Origin of the sequence: Nocardia stercoris, from assembly GCF_003696265.1 — a bacterium.
GTDB lineage: Bacteria > Actinomycetota > Actinomycetes > Mycobacteriales > Mycobacteriaceae > Nocardia > Nocardia stercoris.
On the sequence record NZ_RFFH01000016.1, the window covers coordinates 20,015 to 37,973 of the forward strand.

Annotated in this window: 16 protein-coding genes; 8 read left to right on the forward strand and 8 right to left on the reverse strand. The window is 69.0% G+C overall.

The window, feature by feature from the left end; all coding sequences use genetic code 11:
• Positions 1–71 precede the first annotated feature (71 nt).
• Together EBN03_RS26955 and asnB are read right to left on the reverse strand one after the other, a co-directional pair.
• On the reverse strand, positions 72–1,688 hold the full coding sequence (locus tag EBN03_RS26955) for a purple acid phosphatase family protein (RefSeq protein ID WP_122190954.1): 1,617 nt from the start codon (positions 1,686–1,688) through the stop codon (positions 72–74).
• A 266-nt stretch (positions 1,689–1,954) separates the two neighbouring features.
• Positions 1,955–3,898 (reverse strand): asparagine synthase (glutamine-hydrolyzing), encoded by a 1,944-nt coding sequence (asnB, locus tag EBN03_RS26960; protein WP_122190955.1) that lies wholly within the window; start codon positions 3,896–3,898, stop codon positions 1,955–1,957.
• A 319-nt stretch (positions 3,899–4,217) separates the two neighbouring features.
• Between asnB and ctaC the strand changes: the two genes are divergently transcribed.
• Positions 4,218–5,297, forward strand: coding sequence for an aa3-type cytochrome oxidase subunit II (gene ctaC / locus EBN03_RS26965; protein WP_122190956.1), 1,080 nt, complete (start codon positions 4,218–4,220; stop codon positions 5,295–5,297).
• A gap of 14 nt (positions 5,298–5,311) precedes the next feature.
• Positions 5,312–5,728 (forward strand): cytochrome c oxidase subunit 4, encoded by a 417-nt coding sequence (locus EBN03_RS26970; protein WP_122190957.1) that lies wholly within the window; start codon positions 5,312–5,314, stop codon positions 5,726–5,728.
• A 72-nt stretch (positions 5,729–5,800) separates the two neighbouring features.
• On the opposite strand, the gene EBN03_RS26975 is transcribed toward EBN03_RS26970, so the two are convergent.
• A complete protein-coding gene (locus tag EBN03_RS26975) occupies positions 5,801–7,045 on the reverse strand; it encodes an FAD-binding oxidoreductase (protein ID WP_122190958.1) in 1,245 nt (414 codons plus the stop codon).
• Positions 7,046–7,360: 315 nt separating this feature from the next.
• On the opposite strand from EBN03_RS26975, the gene EBN03_RS26980 reads away from it, so the two are divergent.
• Positions 7,361–8,128, forward strand: a complete 768-nt coding sequence (locus EBN03_RS26980; RefSeq protein WP_122191040.1) for an SDR family oxidoreductase — start codon at positions 7,361–7,363, stop codon at positions 8,126–8,128.
• Positions 8,129–8,216: 88 nt separating this feature from the next.
• Here EBN03_RS26980 and EBN03_RS26985 read toward each other — a convergent pair whose 3' ends face one another.
• The 3 genes from EBN03_RS26985 to EBN03_RS26995 form a co-directional block, all read right to left on the reverse strand.
• Positions 8,217–8,375: a CsbD family protein gene (locus EBN03_RS26985; RefSeq protein WP_122190959.1), complete on the reverse strand. Its 159-nt coding sequence runs from the start codon at positions 8,373–8,375 to the stop codon at positions 8,217–8,219.
• A 71-nt stretch (positions 8,376–8,446) separates the two neighbouring features.
• Complete coding sequence (gene trpD, locus EBN03_RS26990; RefSeq protein ID WP_122190960.1) at positions 8,447–9,511, reverse strand: anthranilate phosphoribosyltransferase; 1,065 nt, start codon at positions 9,509–9,511, stop codon at positions 8,447–8,449.
• 113 nt (positions 9,512–9,624) lie between these two features.
• Positions 9,625–10,077 carry a hypothetical protein gene (locus EBN03_RS26995; protein WP_199742976.1) on the reverse strand — a complete coding sequence of 151 codons (453 nt, stop codon included), beginning with the start codon at positions 10,075–10,077 and terminating at the stop codon, positions 9,625–9,627.
• 286 nt (positions 10,078–10,363) lie between these two features.
• On the opposite strand from EBN03_RS26995, the gene ctaE reads away from it, so the two are divergent.
• The 5 genes from ctaE (at position 10,364) to EBN03_RS27020 (ending at position 15,155) form a co-directional block, all read left to right on the forward strand.
• Entirely contained in the window at positions 10,364–10,975 is a 612-nt protein-coding gene (gene ctaE / locus EBN03_RS27000; protein WP_122190962.1) for an aa3-type cytochrome oxidase subunit III, read from the forward strand.
• A 64-nt stretch (positions 10,976–11,039) separates the two neighbouring features.
• The gene (qcrC, locus tag EBN03_RS27005) at positions 11,040–11,909 is read left to right on the forward strand and encodes a cytochrome bc1 complex diheme cytochrome c subunit (protein ID WP_122190963.1); all 870 of its coding nucleotides are present in this window, start codon (positions 11,040–11,042) and stop codon (positions 11,907–11,909) included.
• A complete protein-coding gene (qcrA, locus tag EBN03_RS27010) occupies positions 11,906–13,063 on the forward strand; it encodes a cytochrome bc1 complex Rieske iron-sulfur subunit (protein ID WP_122190964.1) in 1,158 nt (385 codons plus the stop codon). Before qcrC ends, qcrA begins: the two co-directional genes overlap by 4 nt.
• Complete coding sequence (qcrB, locus tag EBN03_RS27015) at positions 13,060–14,709, forward strand: cytochrome bc1 complex cytochrome b subunit (protein ID WP_122190965.1); 1,650 nt, start codon at positions 13,060–13,062, stop codon at positions 14,707–14,709. The genes qcrA and qcrB overlap by 4 nt, the downstream gene beginning before the upstream one ends.
• Before the next feature lie 122 nt (positions 14,710–14,831).
• Positions 14,832–15,155, forward strand: coding sequence for a hypothetical protein (locus EBN03_RS27020; protein ID WP_122190966.1), 324 nt, complete (start codon positions 14,832–14,834; stop codon positions 15,153–15,155).
• A gap of 4 nt (positions 15,156–15,159) precedes the next feature.
• On the opposite strand, the gene EBN03_RS27025 is transcribed toward EBN03_RS27020, so the two are convergent.
• Positions 15,160–15,435: an Lrp/AsnC family transcriptional regulator gene (locus tag EBN03_RS27025; protein WP_122190967.1), complete on the reverse strand. Its 276-nt coding sequence runs from the start codon at positions 15,433–15,435 to the stop codon at positions 15,160–15,162.
• Entirely contained in the window at positions 15,432–17,354 is a 1,923-nt protein-coding gene (locus EBN03_RS27030) for a DEDD exonuclease domain-containing protein (protein WP_122191041.1), read from the reverse strand. Before EBN03_RS27030 ends, EBN03_RS27025 begins: the two co-directional genes overlap by 4 nt.
• Positions 17,355–17,959 lie beyond the last annotated feature (605 nt).

The window sequence follows — 17,959 nt, forward strand, 5'->3', positions numbered from 1 at the left end:
CGGTCTCGCGATCGCGGCGGCCGTCGGCCGCACGGACTCCACCCGGTCGCCCGATCCGGCCGGGTGCAGCGTTATCCGTCCGCGCGGCGCCGGGTCAACGTGAACGTGTCCACGGCCTTCAGCTCACCGGAGGCGTCCGTAGGTACGGCGTAGTAGGTGGCCTTCATGGTGGTGTTGCCGCCGCGGACGCCGGGGTCGACGTCGAAGCAGCAGAAGCCGTAGGAATGGTCGGCGTCCTTGAAGGCGGACCAGGGGGCGTCCTCCAGGACGTAGTTCGGGGTCTTCTTGCCGGTGGCGGGGTCGACGGCGCCGACGGAAGTGATCACCCGGCAGTGGTCGCCGGGGAAGAGGAGCATGTTGGAGGGGGCCGAGGTGCCGCCACCGCCGATCACCAGATGCACTGTGCCCTTGGTGGTGTCGATGGTGGTGCGGTCGGTGTTGGCGGGCTTCGGGGTGAGCGTGTCGGTGCCGAGGACGCCGCGGACCGGATGCGAGCGCTCGTAATGGTGTTCGTGCCCGCACAGCACCAAGTCGACGCCGTACTTGTCGAACAACGGCAGCCAGTCCTGCCGGATCCCCAGGTCGGCGCCGTTGGCCTTGTCGGCGCTGGAGATCGCGACCTGATGCATGAACACCACGATCCAGTCGATCTCGCGGTCGGCGCGGGCCCGCGCCAATTCGGCTTCCAGCCAGCGCTTCTGGGCGCCGCCGGAGTAGCCGTGCACGTAGCTGTTGCCGCCGTCCTGCAGGCAGATGTCGTCGTTGGCGACCGCGATCACCCGTACGCCGCCCGCCGTGAACGAGTACCACAGGCCGCGGGCCAGGTCCTCGGCCCCGGAATCCGGTACCGCGAAATAGGTTTGGAAGGCGGCGTATCCGATCGGCCCGTTGCCGCGCTCGTTCTCGTGGTTGCCGGGTGCGGGCATCCACGGCCGGTAGCGGGCGGAGCGAGAGTTGTTGGCCCACCAGTCGTTCCAGCTGCGGATGCGGTCGGTGGCGAGGTTGGCGTAGCAGAGGTCGCCGTTGACCAGGTTGAACAGCGGGGCCATCCGCTCGACCCCGGTGGTGACGTCGCCGGCGAAGGGGGAGCCGAGGTTGTCGTTGACGTATTTGCCGTTGTCCAGCTTGCCCACGGTCGGCGTCCCCTGGTCGCCGAAGCTGGTGAACCGGAACTTCGCCCGCCCGGCGGGCGCGGTGCGGATGGTGCCCAGTTCCGGTGGCGCCCCGTCGTGCCCGGCCGCGTACACGTAGTCGCTGTCGGGCGCCAGGCCGCGCAAGCGCGCGTGATGCACCTGGACCTCGTTCTTGCTCGCGGCATCGGTGTAGGTGCGGGTCTCGGCGGTCACCGTGCTGCCGAACCCTGAGGTCGAAAGGCCGTAGCGCACAGCCGGATTGCGCACCGACCCGGTGGTGTGCCAGCTGACCACGACCTCGCGGGCCGCGTCGGCTCCGAACTGCAGGTGCAGCCCGGCCACCCGCGGCGCCGCGGACCGGTCCGGCCCGGTGACCAGCTCCGCGGACCGCGGCCAGGCCGCCGCACCGTCGCCGGTACCCCGCACCGCCGCCGTCGCACCCGCGCCCACGGCGAGCCCGGCCACCGCCGCACCCGCCGCGCCGCCGAACAGCGCCCGCCGGCTCACCCCCGGCGGGGGCGCGCTCGTGCTGTCCGATTCCGGGTTCTCGGTCATTGCTGCACGCTATGCCGAGCGCATGCCGCCCTCGCGACAACACGGCGAACACCGGGTGAATTGGGTTCAGGAGCGCCGGTCGTAGCACTGGACCGGCCGCCGAGCTGACGGAAACCCGCGGAAGGTGCTCCGACCTCCGCCGCCTGGACGGCGGCCGCTCGTCGAATCCGTTGTCCGGCAACAGGACACCTATAGGTCGGCACCCGGCCCGATACGAATCTGCCGACGGCTCACAGCCGTCGGCAGGAATCGTGGTGCTGCGGGCGCTACAGCCGCACCGGATACGTGGGCTGCGCGATTTCCGGCTTGATCCGGTCCTCGACGAAGATCCCGTGCCAGATCATGAAGATCAGCACGGTCCAGATCCGCCGGCTGTGGTCGCCCTCGCCGCGGCGGTGCGCGTCGAGCATCGCCTTGACGGCCTGCTTGTTCAGCAGGTGGTCGGTCTGCGATTCCGCGATCTGGGTGGCGGCCCAGTCGTAGAGTTCCGGCCCGCGCAGCCAATGCCGCAGCGGCACCGGGAATCCCAGCTTCGGGCGGTGCAGCACGTGCGGCGGGACGATGGTCTCGAGCGCGCGGCGCAGCGCGTACTTCGTGGTCTCCGGAGTGATCTTCTGATCGAACGGGATCCGTTCGGCGATCTCGAAGACCTCGAGGTCCAGGAATGGCACGCGCAGTTCCAGCGAGTTGGCCATGGTCATCTTGTCGGCCTTGACCAGGATGTCGCCACGCAGCCAGGTGAACAGGTCCAGGTGCTGCATGCGGGCCACCGGATCCCAGCCGCGTGAGCGGGCGTAGATCGGCGCGGTGACGTCGGCGGCACCCCATTCGGGGCGGAAATCGCGCAGTACGGCCCGCAATTGGGCGTCGTTGAAGCTGCGGGCGTTGCCGTAGTAGCGCTCCTCCAGCGTGAGCGAACCGCGGTGCAGCAGGCTCTTGCCGCGCTTGCCCTCGGGGATGCGGTCGGAGATCTTGCCCGCCAGCCGGCGCACCGGCTTCGGCAGATACTCGAACGGCTTGAGCGACAACGGTTCCCGATAGATCGTGTACCCGCCGAACAGCTCGTCGGCGCCCTCGCCCGACAGCACCACCTTGACGTGCTTGCGCGCCTCCTGGGCCACGAAATACAGCGGCACCAGCGCCGGGTCGGCGACCGGATCGTCGAGATACCAGACGATTTCGGGGATCGCGGCCGCGTAGTCCTCGGGCGACACCATTCGGATGTAGTGCTTGGCGCCGATCGCCGCCGCGGTCTCGGCGGCCACGTCGGCCTCCGAGTAGCCCTCGCGCTCGAACGCCGAGGTGAACGTGAGCAGGTTCGGGTTGTGCCGGATCGCCAGTGCCGCAACGGCAGTGGAGTCGATCCCGCCGGACAGGAACGAGCCGACGGTGACATCGGCGCGCATGTGCTTGGCGACCGAATCCTCCAGCACCGCCGCGATCTCGCGGTAGCGGGCCTCCTCGGAACCGGCGGCGAACGGCCGGATCCGGAACTTCGGCTCGAAGTAGCGGGTCACCTTCGGGCGCTCACCGGCGCGCAGTGTCGCGTAGCAACCGGACTCGAGCCGAGTGATGTTCTTGTGCAACGTCTCCGGCTCGGGCACGTACTGCAGCACCGTGTAGTGCTCGACCGCGCGCACGTCTAGCTCGTCCGAGAGTCCCAGCGCCGGAAGCAGTTCCAGGATGTTCTTCTTCTCGTTGGCGAACGCCGTGCCGTTCGGGCCGGTGGCCAGGAACAGCGGCTTGATGCCGAACCGGTCGCGCGCCAGCACCAGATCCTTGGTCTCGGTGTCCCAGATGGCGATGGCGAACATCCCGCGGAAGGTGCCGATCGCGTCCAGTCCCGAGTAGTGGTACGAGGCCAGGATCGCCTCGCCCTCACCCTCGGTGTGGAACATGGGTTCGTCGCCGAACTCGGCGCCGTGCGCGGCCAGCAGCTGCTCGCGCAACTCCAGATAGTTGTAGACCTCGCCGTTGAACAGCAGCACGTAGCGCCGCGGATTGTCGGCCGGCCCCCAGAACAGCGGCTGGTGCGAGTGGTCGATGTCGACGATCGACAACCGGTTGAAACCGTAGATGATGTGGTCGTCGTGCCAGGTGCCGCGCTCGTCCGGGCCCCGGTGCCGCGAGCACTGCAGCGCCTCGTAGACCTGGTTCACGACCTCGTCGGTCGCGACGTCAGCAGAAAGAAATCCGAGCAGTCCACACACTGCGCCGAGAACCTCGTTTCGGTGTCGGGGGCGGGCGAAGATCCGGGCGTGCGAGTAGGCGCGCCGACGGCGAAAACCCGATGCCCGAGTATGCCGTATCCACTGCGAATGTGCCGAACACCGGACACGCGGTGGCCCGAAAGCCACCCGGCCACAACGGCGTGCCCGGTTTGGTCTACGCTGCGTAGTACTCGGGAACTTCCGGGGTGGATCGCGCGTTGCGCCGCCCCGGTCAGTGGCCTGAAACGTGCTGAAGTTGTGCCGTCCGGCAGTGCCGGACGGTGCCGTGTCGAGAGACGACCACAGGAAGGCGTTGAGCGTGGCGCACAAGGCGAGCGAAGCGAGAGTGGTTGGTGCCACCGGGCGGGGCCGCATCCTTCGGCGGGCCGGACTGGCGGTGTCCCTGGGGATCACCGCGCTGCTCTGCTCGGGCTGCTCGATCGACAGCCCCTGGCTGCGATTCGGCTGGCCCTCGGGTGTCACCCCGCAGGCAGCGCGGATGCGGGAACTATGGACCTGGTCCGTCCTCGCCGCCCTGGCGATGGGTGTGCTGGTCTGGGGTCTGACCTTCTGGACCGTGATGTTCCACCGCAAGAAGGCCAGCTCCCCGGAGTTCCCGCGGCAGACCGCGTACAACGTGCCGCTGGAGCTGACCTACACCGCGATCCCGTTCGTGATCATCGCGGTCCTGTTCTACTTCACCGTGGTCGTGCAGAACTACGTGCACGAGAAGGTGTCGAACCCGGACGTGACGGTCGATGTCACCGCCTTCCAGTGGAACTGGAAGTTCGGCTACCAGCACGTCACGATGGCCGACGGCAGCAGCTACGACGGCGTCGACAACACCCGTCAGGGCCTGAACCAGGAGATCCGGGACGAGTACAAGGAGCGCAAGGCCAACGGCCATGCGCAGCCCGGTCCCGACCACGGCCTGCCCGGTGAGGACATCTCCTACCTGCACTACGACAAGATCGAGACCATCGGCTCGTCCAACGAGATCCCGGTCCTGGTGCTGCCGACCAACAAGGTCATCGAGTTCCAGCTCGCCTCTGCCGACGTCATCCACTCCTTCTGGGTGCCGGAGTTCCTGTTCAAGCGCGACGTGATGCCGAACCCGGCGGAGAACCACTCCGACAACGTCTTCCAGATCACCAAGATCGAGAAGGAAGGCGCGTTCGTCGGCCGTTGCGCCGAGATGTGCGGCACGTTCCACTCGATGATGAACTTCGAGGTCCGGGCGGTGACGCCGGAGAAGTTCGACAAGTACCTCAAGGACCGTCAGGGCGGCATGAGCACGGCTCAGGCCCTGGCCGACATCCACGAGTCGCCGGTGGCCACCTCCACACACCCGTTCAACACCAGCCGTACGTCCGACGCGGCGTCCGACGACACCAAGTGAGGGACTGAACAGCTATGAAGGTCGAAGCCCGGATTTTCGAACTCCTCACGGTCTTCTTCATCCTCGTGGCGGTCGTGTACGCCTACTTCACCGGTCAGTCCCGGACCGGCGTCGAATGGGCGGGCACCACCGCGATCGTCCTGACCGCGGGTCTGACCCTGATCGTGGGCACCTACTTCCGCTTCGTGGCGCGCCGCCTCGACCTGCGGCCGGAGGACTACGAGGAGGCCGAGATCGTGGACGGCGCCGGCGACCTGGGCTTCTTCTCGCCCGGTAGCCACTGGCCCATCCTGCTGGCCGGTTCGGCCTCGGTCACCGCGCTCGGTCTGGCGTTCTTCCAGTACTGGCTGATCGGCCTGGGCGTGCTGTGCGTCCTGTCCGCGGTCGCCGGACTGGTGTTCGAGTACTACATCGGACCCGAGAAGCACTAGTACCTCGCGGTTCCACCACGAGAAAGGCCCCGACCTTAAGGTCGGGGCCTTTCTCGTTGCTCGCGGGCAGCGCTAGTACCTGCGGGCGCGCTCGTTGCGGCAGATCTCGTCGACTCCGGACTCCACATCGCGGATCAGGGCGTCGGTGTTCGACCCCGCGGGGCGCAGCCGACAGGTGAAGGTGATGAATCCGTGGTCCTCACCGGCGAGTTCGTGCAGGTACGGCGAGCGGACCCCGTAGGTCATCGCGGAGATGACGGTGAAGTACCCGCTGCGCTCGCGATGGTCGGTGAGCAGGTCGTGCAGCCGGTGCAGCGTCGAGGTGTAGGTCGACAGCGGGGCGAAGACCGCGATGCGCAGCGCCGGGCCGCGCTCGGTGGAACTGATGACGGTGTCGGCCAGGAACTCGGCGTCGCGCAGGGTCATCACCTTGGGAGAGAACATGAGCGCGCCGGCGGCGGCGTTGCGGACCGGCATGGCCGCGCGCCCGCTGGCCGCCGAGGCGATCGCGCCCAGGCCCTTGCGCGCCCGGGAGCCGAGTTCGCGCCGGGCTCGCAGCGACGGAGTCGCGGCGGTGGGGTGCAGGCTCGACCACTGGCCGAACCGCACGGTACCCAACTGCACACTGCCCGTGCCGACCGGCAGGGCGGCCCGCAGCGGTGAGGTGTCCACCCAGCGGCCCACCTGCAGCAGGGCGTCGCCCGGGCGGGTGATCTCGGCGTGCGAGTGTTCGACGAAGGTGTCGAAGTCGAGGAACCGGTGGCCGTCGCTGGTCAGCCAGGTGCGGTCCTTGTCGACCTCCACGGCTTCCAGGGTGAGGGCGGTGATGATTCCGGTCCGGCCGGCACCGCCGAGGATCCGGCGGAAGTGCTCGGCGTTGTGTGTGCGCCCGCAGGTGCCGAAGCGGCCGTCGGGGTCGACGTATTCCAGCGACACCACGTTGTCGCTGAACATCCCGTAGCGATGCGAGGCCGCGCTGAGGCCGCCGACGGCCGCGAAGCCACCCGCGGTGATCTCGCGGTGGTCGCCGACGATCGGCAGCCCCAGGCCGTGCGCGGCCAGGGTGCGGTCCACGTCGGAGAGCCGGGCACCGGCCTGCACCCGGACCAGCCGGGCGTCGGCGTCGACCGCCTGCACCCGGTTCATCCGGCGTAAGGACAGCACCACGCGACGATCGGGGAGCGGGAACTCGTCCTCGCTCCGCTCACCGCCGCGAACGGTCAATCGTTGCGGCCGGGAATCGCGCACGGTACGAACCACATCCGCGGTATCGCGGGGCAGGTACTCGTCCGAACGGGCGGCCAACGTGGTGCTCATGGCTGCGCCTCGCTGACGCTCGGCTCCGCCATGCGCAAAGCGCACAGGCACACGGTTCGCTCACTACGTTCGCTCACAGGCACACATGCTAATCACCGGGCCGCGTTTAGTCTGCCCCCTGTCCCGCCGGAGGACGCACCGCGGGAAGGCAATTCAGGCAATGGTGCGCAAACTTCGCTGAAGTGCTCTCGGTCACAGCAGGTCGGGGTCGGATATGGACGCGCGGACGCCCATCGAATGCGGGATTCGGACAACGCGCCCGAACCGCACTGGGGTGCTTGTGGTCACCCGGTCGCGCCGGTAGGCATGGATGTCATGACTACCGTTCTCGTCACCGGGGGGACCGGCGCGCTGGGCCGCCATGTGGTGGACCGGCTCCGGGTGCGCGGCCACGAGGTCCGGGTGCTGTCGCGGCACGCGGGCGCCGGCACCCACGTCGGCGAATTGCGTAGCGGCGCAGGGTTACTCGAGGCCGCCGAGGGGGCGTCGGTGATCGTGCACCTGGCGTCGGACTTCCGCGCGCGGGGCCGGCCGGACCCGATGCAGACCCGGCAGGTGCTGGCCGCGGCGGGTCAGGGCGCGCACGTGATCTACCTGTCGATCGTCGGGGTGGACCGGATCCCGCTGACCTATTACCGCCGCAAACTCGAGTGCGAGAAGCTGATCGACGGCAGCGTGGTTCCGCATACCGTCCTGCGCGCCACACAGTTCCACGACCTGATCGCCTGGGGTTTGCGCAGTGTCGAACGATGGCCGATCGCGCCGCTGCCGTTGGACTTTCGCTTCCAGCCGGTGGCGGTCGAGGATGTCGCCACCCGGATCGCGGATCTGGTCGCGGGGCCGCCGCTGGGCCGGGCCGACGACTTCGGCGGGCCGCAGGTGCTGACATTGGCCGAGCTGGCGCGGATCTGGCGGGAGGCTCGTGGCGGGCCGCGGCGGACGGTCCGGTTGCGGGTGCCGGGGGCGGTGGCCCGCGGGTTCCGGGCGGGCGAGAACACGTGCCCGGATCACGCGGACGGCACCCACACCTGGGCCGAGTACGTGGCCGCGAATCCGGAACCGGTGTACCGGCTCCGGGGCTGACCGCGATCATTTCCGTATTCGGACAACGTATTTCGGAGAAACGCCTGCGGCCGGGAGCTGGTGCTCCCGGCCGCGGTGTGGTCTGTGCCTATTTGCGCTTCTCGTCCATCCGGTGCTTGGCCTCGTCGGCCTTCTCCTTCGCCTTGTCCGCGAATTCGTGCATGTCATCCGATGCCTTGCCGACCAGGTCCTTCACGTCGCCCTTGGCCTTCTCGGCCATCTCCTTGGCCTTCTCGGAAATGCCCATCGAACACTCCTCTCGGACGGGGATATGCCGGGATCTATGGTAGCTGCAAGTTTGCTACCTGGCGCCGGCGATCAGTCGTCGCCGAGCTGGTTGCTCAGTGCGGCCCAGCGGCCGAGCAGGTCCGCCGCGGCACCGCTGTCGATCGCGGCGCTCGCCCGGTCGAGCGCGGGAACGAGCAATTCGTGGATGTCGACCGCGTCGCCGTCGAGCAGTTCCGGGCGCAGCTCGGTCGCCACGATCGCGGCCGCCGAATTCAGCACCACCGCGTCCCGGACCGGGCCGGGTCGCCCAGCCAGCAGATCCCGGGCGACCTGGGCGTTGACCTCGGCGCTCCCGCCGCGCAGCGCCTCCGGATCGACCTTCGCGATACCCAGCCGGACCGGGTCGACCGTGGTCCGCACCGCCCGGCCTCCGGTCACCACCCACACCGTGGTGGTCGCGGCCGTGGTGATCTCGTCCAAGCCGTCGTCGCCGCGCACCACGAGCGCGTTGCGTCCCCGCTCGGCGAACGTCCCGGCGATCACCGGAACCAGGCCGGGGAACGCGCAGCCGATCAGCCCCGCCGCCGGCTGGGCCGGATTGGTGAGCGGGCCGAGCACGTTGAACACGGTCGGGATCCCGATGTCCTTGCGGGCCGGGCCGGCGAACCGCAGCGCCGGATGGAACATGGGGGCGAAACAGAACCCGATCCCCACCTCGCGGACGCAGCGCGCCACCGACTCCGGGCCGAGCGCGATCCGCACGCCGAGCGCCTCCAGCACGTCCGCGCCGCCGCTCTTGGACGACATCGCCCGGCTACCGTGCTTGATCACCGGCACACCCGCCGCCGACACCACCAGCGCGGACATGGTCGAGATGTTGACCGACCCGGACCGGTCACCGCCGGTGCCGACGATGTCGACCGCCGGGCCGTCGAACCGCACCCGCCGCGCGTGCGCGAGCATGCCGTCGGCCAAGGCGCGCAATTCGCTCGGGGTCGGGCCCTTCATCTTCATGGCCACGCCGAACGCGGCGATCTGGGCCTGGCTGGCGTTGTCGGAGAAGATCTCGTCGATCACCCACGCCGCTTCCTCCGTGGTCAGCTCGACCCCGTCGGTGAGGGCGCCCAAGATCTGGGGCCACGCGTGCGTGCTCATGGAATCCGGTCCGCCTCTCGGGGGTCTTGCTGCGCTCTCGACGACAGTAGAGTATCCGGGCCGCCCAGCGGCCGCCGAACCGATTTCGGACCCCAGGCGGCGCCCTGGGCGGGTCAGCGGGCCCGCGGGGCGGGCTGCAGCGCGTCCCAGCCCAGCGCCGTGCCGCCGTGCCGGTGCGCCACGCTCGCCATCCGGGAACGCTCCTGCGAACAGTGCACGGCGTCGAGGATCTGCACCCGCTGCAGGATCAGCGGAGTGCCGGACGCGTCCGTGGCCTCCGCGTCGGCCCGGTCCGCGCCGCGTGTGTACCCCGCCTGCGCGGTCAGGGCCAGTACCGCGGACACCTGATCGGCGGGCAGCCGCAGATGATGCCGGAACAGGGCGGGCGCGTCGGGCGCGAACGAGACGGGGGAGCGCGCCGGATCCGCCCCGCGGGCCAGCGCGGCCGAACACGCTTCCGCGTCATCGAAACTCGCGACCACCACGACCAGATCCGGGTCGGCTGGATCGAGCCGCGCGACCGCGCCCGAACCCCGCAGCCGCCGCCACATCGCACCTACGCCCATACCGCCTCCGTCCTCGTCGCCGCGCCCGCGGGCGCGAGACCTGCGTGCCGTCCGTCGCGGCACCCCGAATTCCCGGCTCGCCAGGAGACGAGAACGCTTGCGCTCGCCAAGGATAGGGAGCCGCCGCGGCCCCTCGACCGCCCGGTCGGCGGGCACTCTCCCGATGATCACCACGGACACGCCGCGCCCGTCCGAGAGGTAGTCCTGCGCTGGGATTTCCGACACGGGAGGACAAGATTCGCACCCCGCTGCGCCTGTCGTACTACGAAGAGTCATACTTACCGGCGTGACGACCGCAGTAGGGACCCCAGGATCGGCCATTACCCAGCGTGTGCACTCGCTGAACCGGCCCAACATGGTCAGCGTCGGTACCATCATCTGGCTGTCGAGCGAGCTGATGTTCTTCGCCGGCCTGTTCGCCATGTACTTCGTCGCCCGCGCCCAGGCGCACGGCGTCTGGCCGCCGGAGCCGACCGAGCTGAATCTCAAGCTCGCCGTGCCGGTGACCACCGTGCTGGTGCTGTCCTCGTTCACGTGCCAGATGGGCGTGTTCGCGGCCGAGCGCGGCGACGTGTTCGGGCTGCGCCGCTGGTACGTGCTGACCTTCCTCATGGGCGCGTTCTTCGTGGGCGGCCAGGGCACCGAGTACATCAACCTGGTCAAGGAAGGCACCTCGATCTCGAGCAGCAGCTACGGCTCGGTGTTCTTCATCACCACCGGCTTCCACGGTCTGCACGTCATCGGTGGTCTGATCGCCTTCATCTTCCTGCTGATCCGCACCAAGCTCAGCAAGTTCACCCCGGCGCAGGCCACGGCGGCGATCGTAGTCTCCTACTACTGGCACTTCGTCGACATCGTGTGGATCGGGCTGTTCGCCACGATCTACTTCGTCCGATAGCGCCTCGCAGCTCCCGGACAGGCAGCGCAACAGCAACGGTTCCGTCTACTCCAAAGGGACACAGATGAGTTCATCTCCCCCGTCAGCGCCAGACCCCGCCGCCGCGGGGATCGATGAGGCCGCCACCAAGACCCGCAAGCAGCGGCGCAACCGCCGCAAGTTCGCCGGTGGTCTGGTATTGGCCCTGGGCCTCGTCGGCGCCGGCTTCGGCGCGTCCGCCCTCACCCCGCAGGCGCAGGTCGCGACGGCCAAGGACGACCAGGCCGCGCTGGTCCGCGAGGGCAAGCAGCTCTACGACACCTCGTGCATCACCTGCCACGGTGCCAACCTGCAGGGCGTACAGGACCGTGGCCCGAGCCTGATCGGCGTCGGTGACGCCGCGGTCTACTTCCAGGTCTCCACCGGCCGTATGCCCGCCGCGGCGAACGGCTCGCAGATCGCCCGCAAGGACCCGAAGTTCGACGAGCGCGCCGTCGACGCGCTCAGCGCCTACGTCGCCGCCAACGGCGGCGGCCCGTCGGTCCCGCGCGACGCGCAGGGCAACGTCGAGCAGGAAAGCCTGATCAAGGACGCCGACATCGCGCGCGGTGGCGAGCTGTTCCGCATGAACTGCGCGTCCTGCCACAACTTCACCGGTAAGGGTGGCGCGCTGTCCTCCGGTAAGTTCGCGCCGCCGCTGATCCCGCCGAACGAGGCGCAGATCTACGCCGCGATGCTCACCGGCCCGCAGAACATGCCGAAGTTCTCCGACCGGGAGATCACCCCGGAGGAGAAGCGGGACATCATCGCCTACGTCAAGGACCGCACCGAGTCGCTGCCGGAAGCCGGCTACGGCCTCGGCGGCTTCGGTCCCGCGACCGAGGGTCTGGCCATCTTCGTGGTCGGCGTGGTGGTCCTGGTTGGTTCCGCGATGTGGATCGGATCCAAATCATGAGTGAGGAGCACAGCAACATGGCGGCCGCAGGCCACAACGAGGAGCTGAATCCGACCGAGGAACAGCTCGATGCGATGTCGCAGGAAGAGCTGGTAAAGCTCGGCCTCGCAGCCGACGGTGTCGAGGTCGTCTACCGCGAGCCGCGCTGGCCGGTGCCCGGCACCAAGGCCGAGAAGCGCGCCGAGCGCGAGGTGGCCGGCTGGTTCCTCCTCTCGACCCTGTTCGGCCTCGGCCTGATCGGTGTCTTCCTGTTCTGGCCGTGGCACTACAAGAGCCGCCACCAGGACGGCAACGGCCTCTACTCGCTGTTCACCCCGATGCTCGGCATCACCATGGGTGTCGCCGTGCTGGCCATCGGTATCGCGATGGTCGTGGTCCGCAAGAAGTTCATCCCGGCCGAGATCGCCATCCAGACCCGGCACGACGGTCCCTCGCCCGAGGTCGACCGCCGCACCCTGGTCGCCGAGCTGAGCGACGCGCTGGAGACCTCCACGCTGGGCCGCCGCAAGATGATCGGCCGCACCGCCGGCCTCGCCATGGGCGTACTCGGCGTCGGCGCCCTGTTCGCCTTCGTCGGCGGCATGGTGAAGAACCCGTGGGCCAAGGGCGACAAGTCCGAGCTGTGGGTCTCGGGCTGGACCCCGGACTTCCCGGGCCAGACCATCTACCTGCGCAAGGACACCGGCCGCCCCGAGGACATCGTCCTGGTGAAGCCGGAGGACCTCGACGCCGGCGGCATGGAGACGGTCTTCCCGTGGAAGGAAGAGTGGCGCGGCAACGCCGAGGAGACGCTGCAGTCGCTGCGCGGAATCCGCAACGCCGTCATGCTGATCCGCTTCCGCACCGAGGACGCCAACAAGGCGATCAAGCGCAAGGGCCAGGAGAGCTTCAACTTCGGCGACTACTTCGCCTTCTCGAAGATCTGCACCCACCTGGGCTGCCCGACCTCGCTGTTCGAGCAGCAGACCAACCGCATCCTGTGCCCGTGCCACCAGTCGCAGTTCTCGGCGCTGGAATGGGGTAAGCCGATCTTCGGACCGGCCGCCCGTGCGCTGCCGCAGCTGCCGATCACCGTCAACACCGAGGGCTACCTCGTCGCCAACGGCGACTTCATCGAGCCCCTCGGCCCGGCCTACTGGGAGCGTCGTTCATGAGCCTGTCGGACACTCTGGCTCGCCAAGCGAGCAGCCAAGCCAACGAGATGGACGAGCGGTACCGGATGGCCCCGTTCGTCCGGCGGTCGATCAACAAGGTCTTCCCGACCCACTGGTCGTTCCTGCTGGGTGAGATCGCGCTCTACGCGTTCATCATCCTGCTGCTGTCGGGCATCTACCTGACCCTGTTCTTCGACCCGTCGATGACCGAGGTCGTGTACAACGGCGCCTACCAGCCGCTGCGTGGTGTGACCATGTCGCGGGCCTACGAGAGCGCGCTCGACATCTCCTTCCAGGTGCGCGGCGGTCTGTTCGTCCGCCAGGTGCACCACTGGGCCGCACTGCTGTTCGCGGCGTCGATCATCATCCACCTGTTCCGCATCTTCTTCACCGGCGCGTTCCGCAAGCCGCGTGAGGCGAACTGGGTGATCGGCTCGCTGCTGCTGATCCTGGCCATGTTCGAGGGCTTCTTCGGGTACTCGCTGCCCGACGACCTGCTCTCGGGTACCGGTCTGCGGGCCGCCTTCGGCGGTATCACGATGTCGATCCCGATCATCGGTACCTGGATGCACTGGCTGATCTTCGGCGGTGACTTCCCGGGCACGATCATCATCCCGCGTCTGTACATCGCGCACGTGCTGCTGCTGCCGGGCATCATCCTGGCGCTGATCGCCGCGCACGTCGCGCTGGTCTGGTACCAGAAGCACACGCAGTTCCCCGGACCGGGCCGCACCGAGAAGAACGTCGTCGGTGCCCGCATCGTGCCGGTGTTCGCCGCCGACCAGGGTTCGTTCTTCATGTTCACCCTCGGCATCGTCGCCCTCATGGGTGGTGTCCTGCAGATCAACCCGATCTGGAACCTGGGTCCGTACAACCCCTCTCAGGTCTCCGCGGGTTCGCAGCCGGACTTCTACATGATGTGGACCGACGGTATGGCGCGTCTGATGCCGCCGTGGGAGCTCTACCTGGGTCGCTACACGATCCCGGCGGTGTTCTGGGTCGCGCTGATCATGGGCCTGGTGTTCACCGTTCTGATCGCCTACCCCTGGATCGAGAAGCGCCTGACCGGTGACCACGCCGCGCACAACCTGCTGCAGCGTCCGCGCGACGTGCCGGTCCGGACCGCCATCGGTGCCATGGCCATCGCGTTCTACCTGACGCTGACCCTGGCCTGTGTCAACGACATCCTGGCGTTCAAGTTCGACATCTCGCTGAACGCGACGACCTGGATCTTCCGGATCGGTGTGCTGGTCGCCCCGCCGGTGGCCTACTACCTGGCCTACCGGTTCTGCCTGGGCCTGCAGCGCAGCGACCGGGCGGTGCTCGAGCACGGTATCGAGACCGGTGTGATCAAGCGCCTGCCGCACGGTGAGTACATCGAGATCCACCAGCCGCTGGGCCCGGTCGACCACCACGGTCACCCGATCCCGCTGGAGTACCAGGGCGCGAAGATCCCGAAGAAGATGAACCAGCTGGGTCTGGCCGGCAAGCCGGGTTCGGGTTCGTTCCTGATCGCCGACCCTGCCGACCAGCAGGCGACCAACGTCGCGGTCGAGCACGAGCAGGAGCACGAGCAGCTGACCGCTCTGGCGACCTACCAGCGCGAGATCACCGGCGGCGACAGCGATCACGGCCACGGCCACTGACAGCTGTCCCGGCGGTAACGCCGAAGGCACGGCCCCGAACCGGATTCCGGTTCGGGGCCGTTGCCGTTTCCGGCGTCGTCGTGCCGACCGGAACGGTGAAATACCGCTAGGCTCTGCAGATCGTGAAGCGGAAGACCCTGCGCCACGCCGGACGGGTGGCCGGTCGCTCGTCGGTGCTGTTGACGGCCCTCGCGACCACGACGGTCGCCCTGGCCGGCCCGGCCGCGGCCGCGCCCGGCAGGCTCGTCGTCGACAACCACGCCTATCAGCGGTCCGGTCCGGGCTGTGTGACGGTGCACGTCTTTCCGCACCGGCTGCACATCGCCAACGACACCGCGCTGCGTGCCCGGATCTACCTGCTGCCGGGCTGCAACGGTGGCATGACCACCTCGGTAGCCGCGGGGCGCGACGCGGCGCCGTTCGGCGCGTCGATCCTGCTGGGCTGAGCGACTATTCGCCGAGGTGGAACCCGGCGTCGACCTCGGCCTGCGCGTAGGACTTGAAGGCGATATGGGTGTCGGTGCGGACGACACCCGGGGTCTTGTTGATCCGCTCGGTCACCACGCGGGCGATGGCCTCGTGGTCGCGGACCTTCACGATGGCGATCAGGTCGACATCGCCCGCGCACGAGTACACCTCGGCCACACCGTCGAGATCGGCGAGGGCCTGCGCGGTTTCGGGGATGCGTGCGGTTTCGGCGTCAATCATCACGATCGCGGTAATCATGGGGCGAGTGTATTGCGCCGCCTGTGGTGGCGATCGGCGACTGGCTGCCGGGGCGGGGGAGTGTCGTGCCGGGCTGCGTCGGGCCGGACCGGCCCGGGCGAGGGCTGATCCGCGGCATGCGTGGGATCTGCAGCCGCGCGGGCCAGTTCGGCGCGTTCGGCCCAGGCCAGCCAGGCGCCCGCGCCCGCGAGCGGTTCGCAGTAACCGTCGGAGGTGGTGACGATGCGCGTGCCGGGCTGTTCCAGCCAGCGCAGCACCAGTCCGGTCTCCTCGGGCGGGGCGCCGTGCAGGGGCGGGCGCTGATCCTCGGGCCCGTCGGGCAGCACGGTTTCGGCGGAGGCGACCATGGCGTCCACCACCGGCATCGGCGCGACCCCGCGGACGGCGGTCCCGGCGGCGGCGAGCCGGCCGTAGCGGACGACCGCGAAATCCCAGCCGCCGGCGCCGTCGGGCCGGGCGGCGACGAATTCGGCGATCCGGGCCAGTGCCGCGAGCCGCTGGGTCCGGCGAACCGCGCGGATGACGGCGACCGTGCGGTCCCGCAGGCGCGCGGCGGCCTCGAAATGTTCTGCGGCGCCGTAGTTGTCGACCCGGTCGGTCATGACACGAAGTGCGGTGTCGGCGCGGCCGGCGAACAGGTCGCGTGCCAGGCGCACCCGGTGCGCGTACTCGGTGCCGTCCAGCGCCAGGCCGGTGGCCGCCGCCGGGCAGCCGCCGATGACCGTGGCGGGCCGCGGCTCGGTGGGCCGGGCGGTCTCCGGGCGGATCGCCGAGCAGTCGGCGCCGTGCAGCGCAGTCCGGCGGATCCGGGTGCTGCAGGTCCGCAGGCCGCAGTGTTCGGCGACGATCGCGGCCAGTTCGGCGGCGGTGGTCCGGGAATGGAACGGGCCCAACGCGTCCGGGCCCGGTGTACGGCTGACGGTGAGCCGGGGGAAGGCCTCGTCGCTGAACACCAGCCACCAGGCGCGCTGCGGGAATTTGGAGCGGCGGTTGTAGGGCGGTGTATGCGCGACCAGCAACCGCAGCTCACGCACACCGGCCTCGAGCGCGTGCGCGCAGGTGACGTGATCGACCCGGGTGGCGAGCGCGACCATTTCCTTCATCCGGGCGCGCGGGTCGGAGCCGGTGAAGTAGGAGTGCACGCGGCGGCGCAGATTCGTCGCTGTCCCTATATAGAGGACTTCGTTCGCGGGCCCGAGGAACAGGTACACCCCGGGCGCCGTCGGCAGATCGGCTGCGAGGGTGCGTTTCTCGCGCTGTCGCCGGGTCACGGCCGGCAGGTAGCCGACCAGGTCTTCGAGGGTGTGGACACCCACATTGCCCACCCGCTCGATGAGGGCGTGCAGGACGTCGACGGTGGCGCGGGCGTCGTCGAGGGCGCGGTGGGTCGGCCGGGTGCGGGAGCCGAGGATCTGCGCGAGCATGCCCAGCTGGACCGTGGGCGCCTCGTCGCGGTCCAGTACCCGCCGCGCCAGCTGGACCGTGCACACCACGGGGAAGCCCGGCCAGGCCGTATCGCTGCGCGCGGCAGCGGCTTTCAGGAAACCCAGGTCGAATCGCGCGTTGTGGGCGACCAGGACGGCGCCGGCCGCGAACTCCAGAAATCCCGGCAGCACCGACTCGATCCGCGGTGCGTCGATCACCATGGCTGTCGTAATGCCGGTGACCTGCACGATCTTCGGCGGCACGGCGCAGCCGGGGTTCACCAGCGTGGCGAACTCGCCGAGGACCTGGCCGGCACGCACCTTCACCGCGCCGATCTCGGTGATCGCGTCGCCGGTCGGGCTGGTTCCGGTGGTCTCCAGGTCGACGACCACGAAAGTGACGTCGTAGAGCGGTCGTTCGGGATCGTCGGCCGCCTGTCCGTCCCAGTCGAAGGCCAGCTGGGCCGGACGGCGGGCGGGGACGGACGCGGACACGGGCGGGAGCGTAGCGGGCGGGTCCGACAGGTCCGGGGTGTCGAGGGACGGATTCTGCGAACCGGTCCGCTCAGGGGTCACCGCGGCCGGTGCGAACGGGATCCCGGACCGGGATCAGCGGGTTGCGAGGCGGGTCACGGGGCCGATTCGGGGGCCGAAAGAGCCTCAAATCGGACGGCTCGTGACCAGGGTCACAATGATTCGGGTTTCGTATCAATCTCGGGATGAATCGGGCATGGGAGTGTCGGATCGGTTCGGGATACCGGTCGGTCTGTCGCGGTCGGTTCGCGGGCAGTTCGCCGAGCGGTCCGGGGTGGGGCTGTGCGGCTGTGAAGACCAGCTCGGAAGGGTCTGTGGCGTCTCGGTGCCACGTCGCGACCCGCCCGGGCGACGCTCGCGGGGGAGGCCGGGGCGTCGCGGCGGGGATCCCGATTTCACGGGGTGTGATCTCGGCCGCAGGCGATCGGGAGCACTGATCGACTTCGGGCCTGTGACCACAAGATCAGCTTTACAAACCCCCGTTATGACTTCGTAACCTTTTCGAGACCTTGCGAAGTCCGACGTGCCACCGGGTACGGCGTCGCAGGGCGGAGGAGGAACCGCAT

Excerpts from the sequence above, each read along its gene's own strand:
- EBN03_RS26955 (WP_122190954.1), bottom strand. The coding sequence starts at position 1,688 with ATGACCGAGAACCCGGAATCGGACAGCACGAGCGCGCCCCCGCCGGGG.
- EBN03_RS26985 (WP_122190959.1), bottom strand. The coding sequence starts at position 8,375 with ATGGGCATTTCCGAGAAGGCCAAGGAGATGGCCGAGAAGGCCAAGGGC.
- trpD (WP_122190960.1), bottom strand. The coding sequence starts at position 9,511 with ATGAGCACGCACGCGTGGCCCCAGATCTTGGGCGCCCTCACCGACGGG.
- EBN03_RS27025 (WP_122190967.1), bottom strand. The coding sequence starts at position 15,435 with ATGATTACCGCGATCGTGATGATTGACGCCGAAACCGCACGCATCCCC.
- qcrA (WP_122190964.1), top strand. The coding sequence starts at position 11,906 with ATGAGTGAGGAGCACAGCAACATGGCGGCCGCAGGCCACAACGAGGAG.
- qcrB (WP_122190965.1), top strand. The coding sequence starts at position 13,060 with ATGAGCCTGTCGGACACTCTGGCTCGCCAAGCGAGCAGCCAAGCCAAC.
- EBN03_RS26980 (WP_122191040.1), top strand. The coding sequence starts at position 7,361 with ATGACTACCGTTCTCGTCACCGGGGGGACCGGCGCGCTGGGCCGCCAT.
- EBN03_RS26975 (WP_122190958.1), bottom strand. The coding sequence starts at position 7,045 with ATGAGCACCACGTTGGCCGCCCGTTCGGACGAGTACCTGCCCCGCGAT.
- EBN03_RS26970 (WP_122190957.1), top strand. The coding sequence starts at position 5,312 with ATGAAGGTCGAAGCCCGGATTTTCGAACTCCTCACGGTCTTCTTCATC.
- EBN03_RS26995 (WP_199742976.1), bottom strand. The coding sequence starts at position 10,077 with ATGGGCGTAGGTGCGATGTGGCGGCGGCTGCGGGGTTCGGGCGCGGTC.
- qcrC (WP_122190963.1), top strand. The coding sequence starts at position 11,040 with ATGAGTTCATCTCCCCCGTCAGCGCCAGACCCCGCCGCCGCGGGGATC.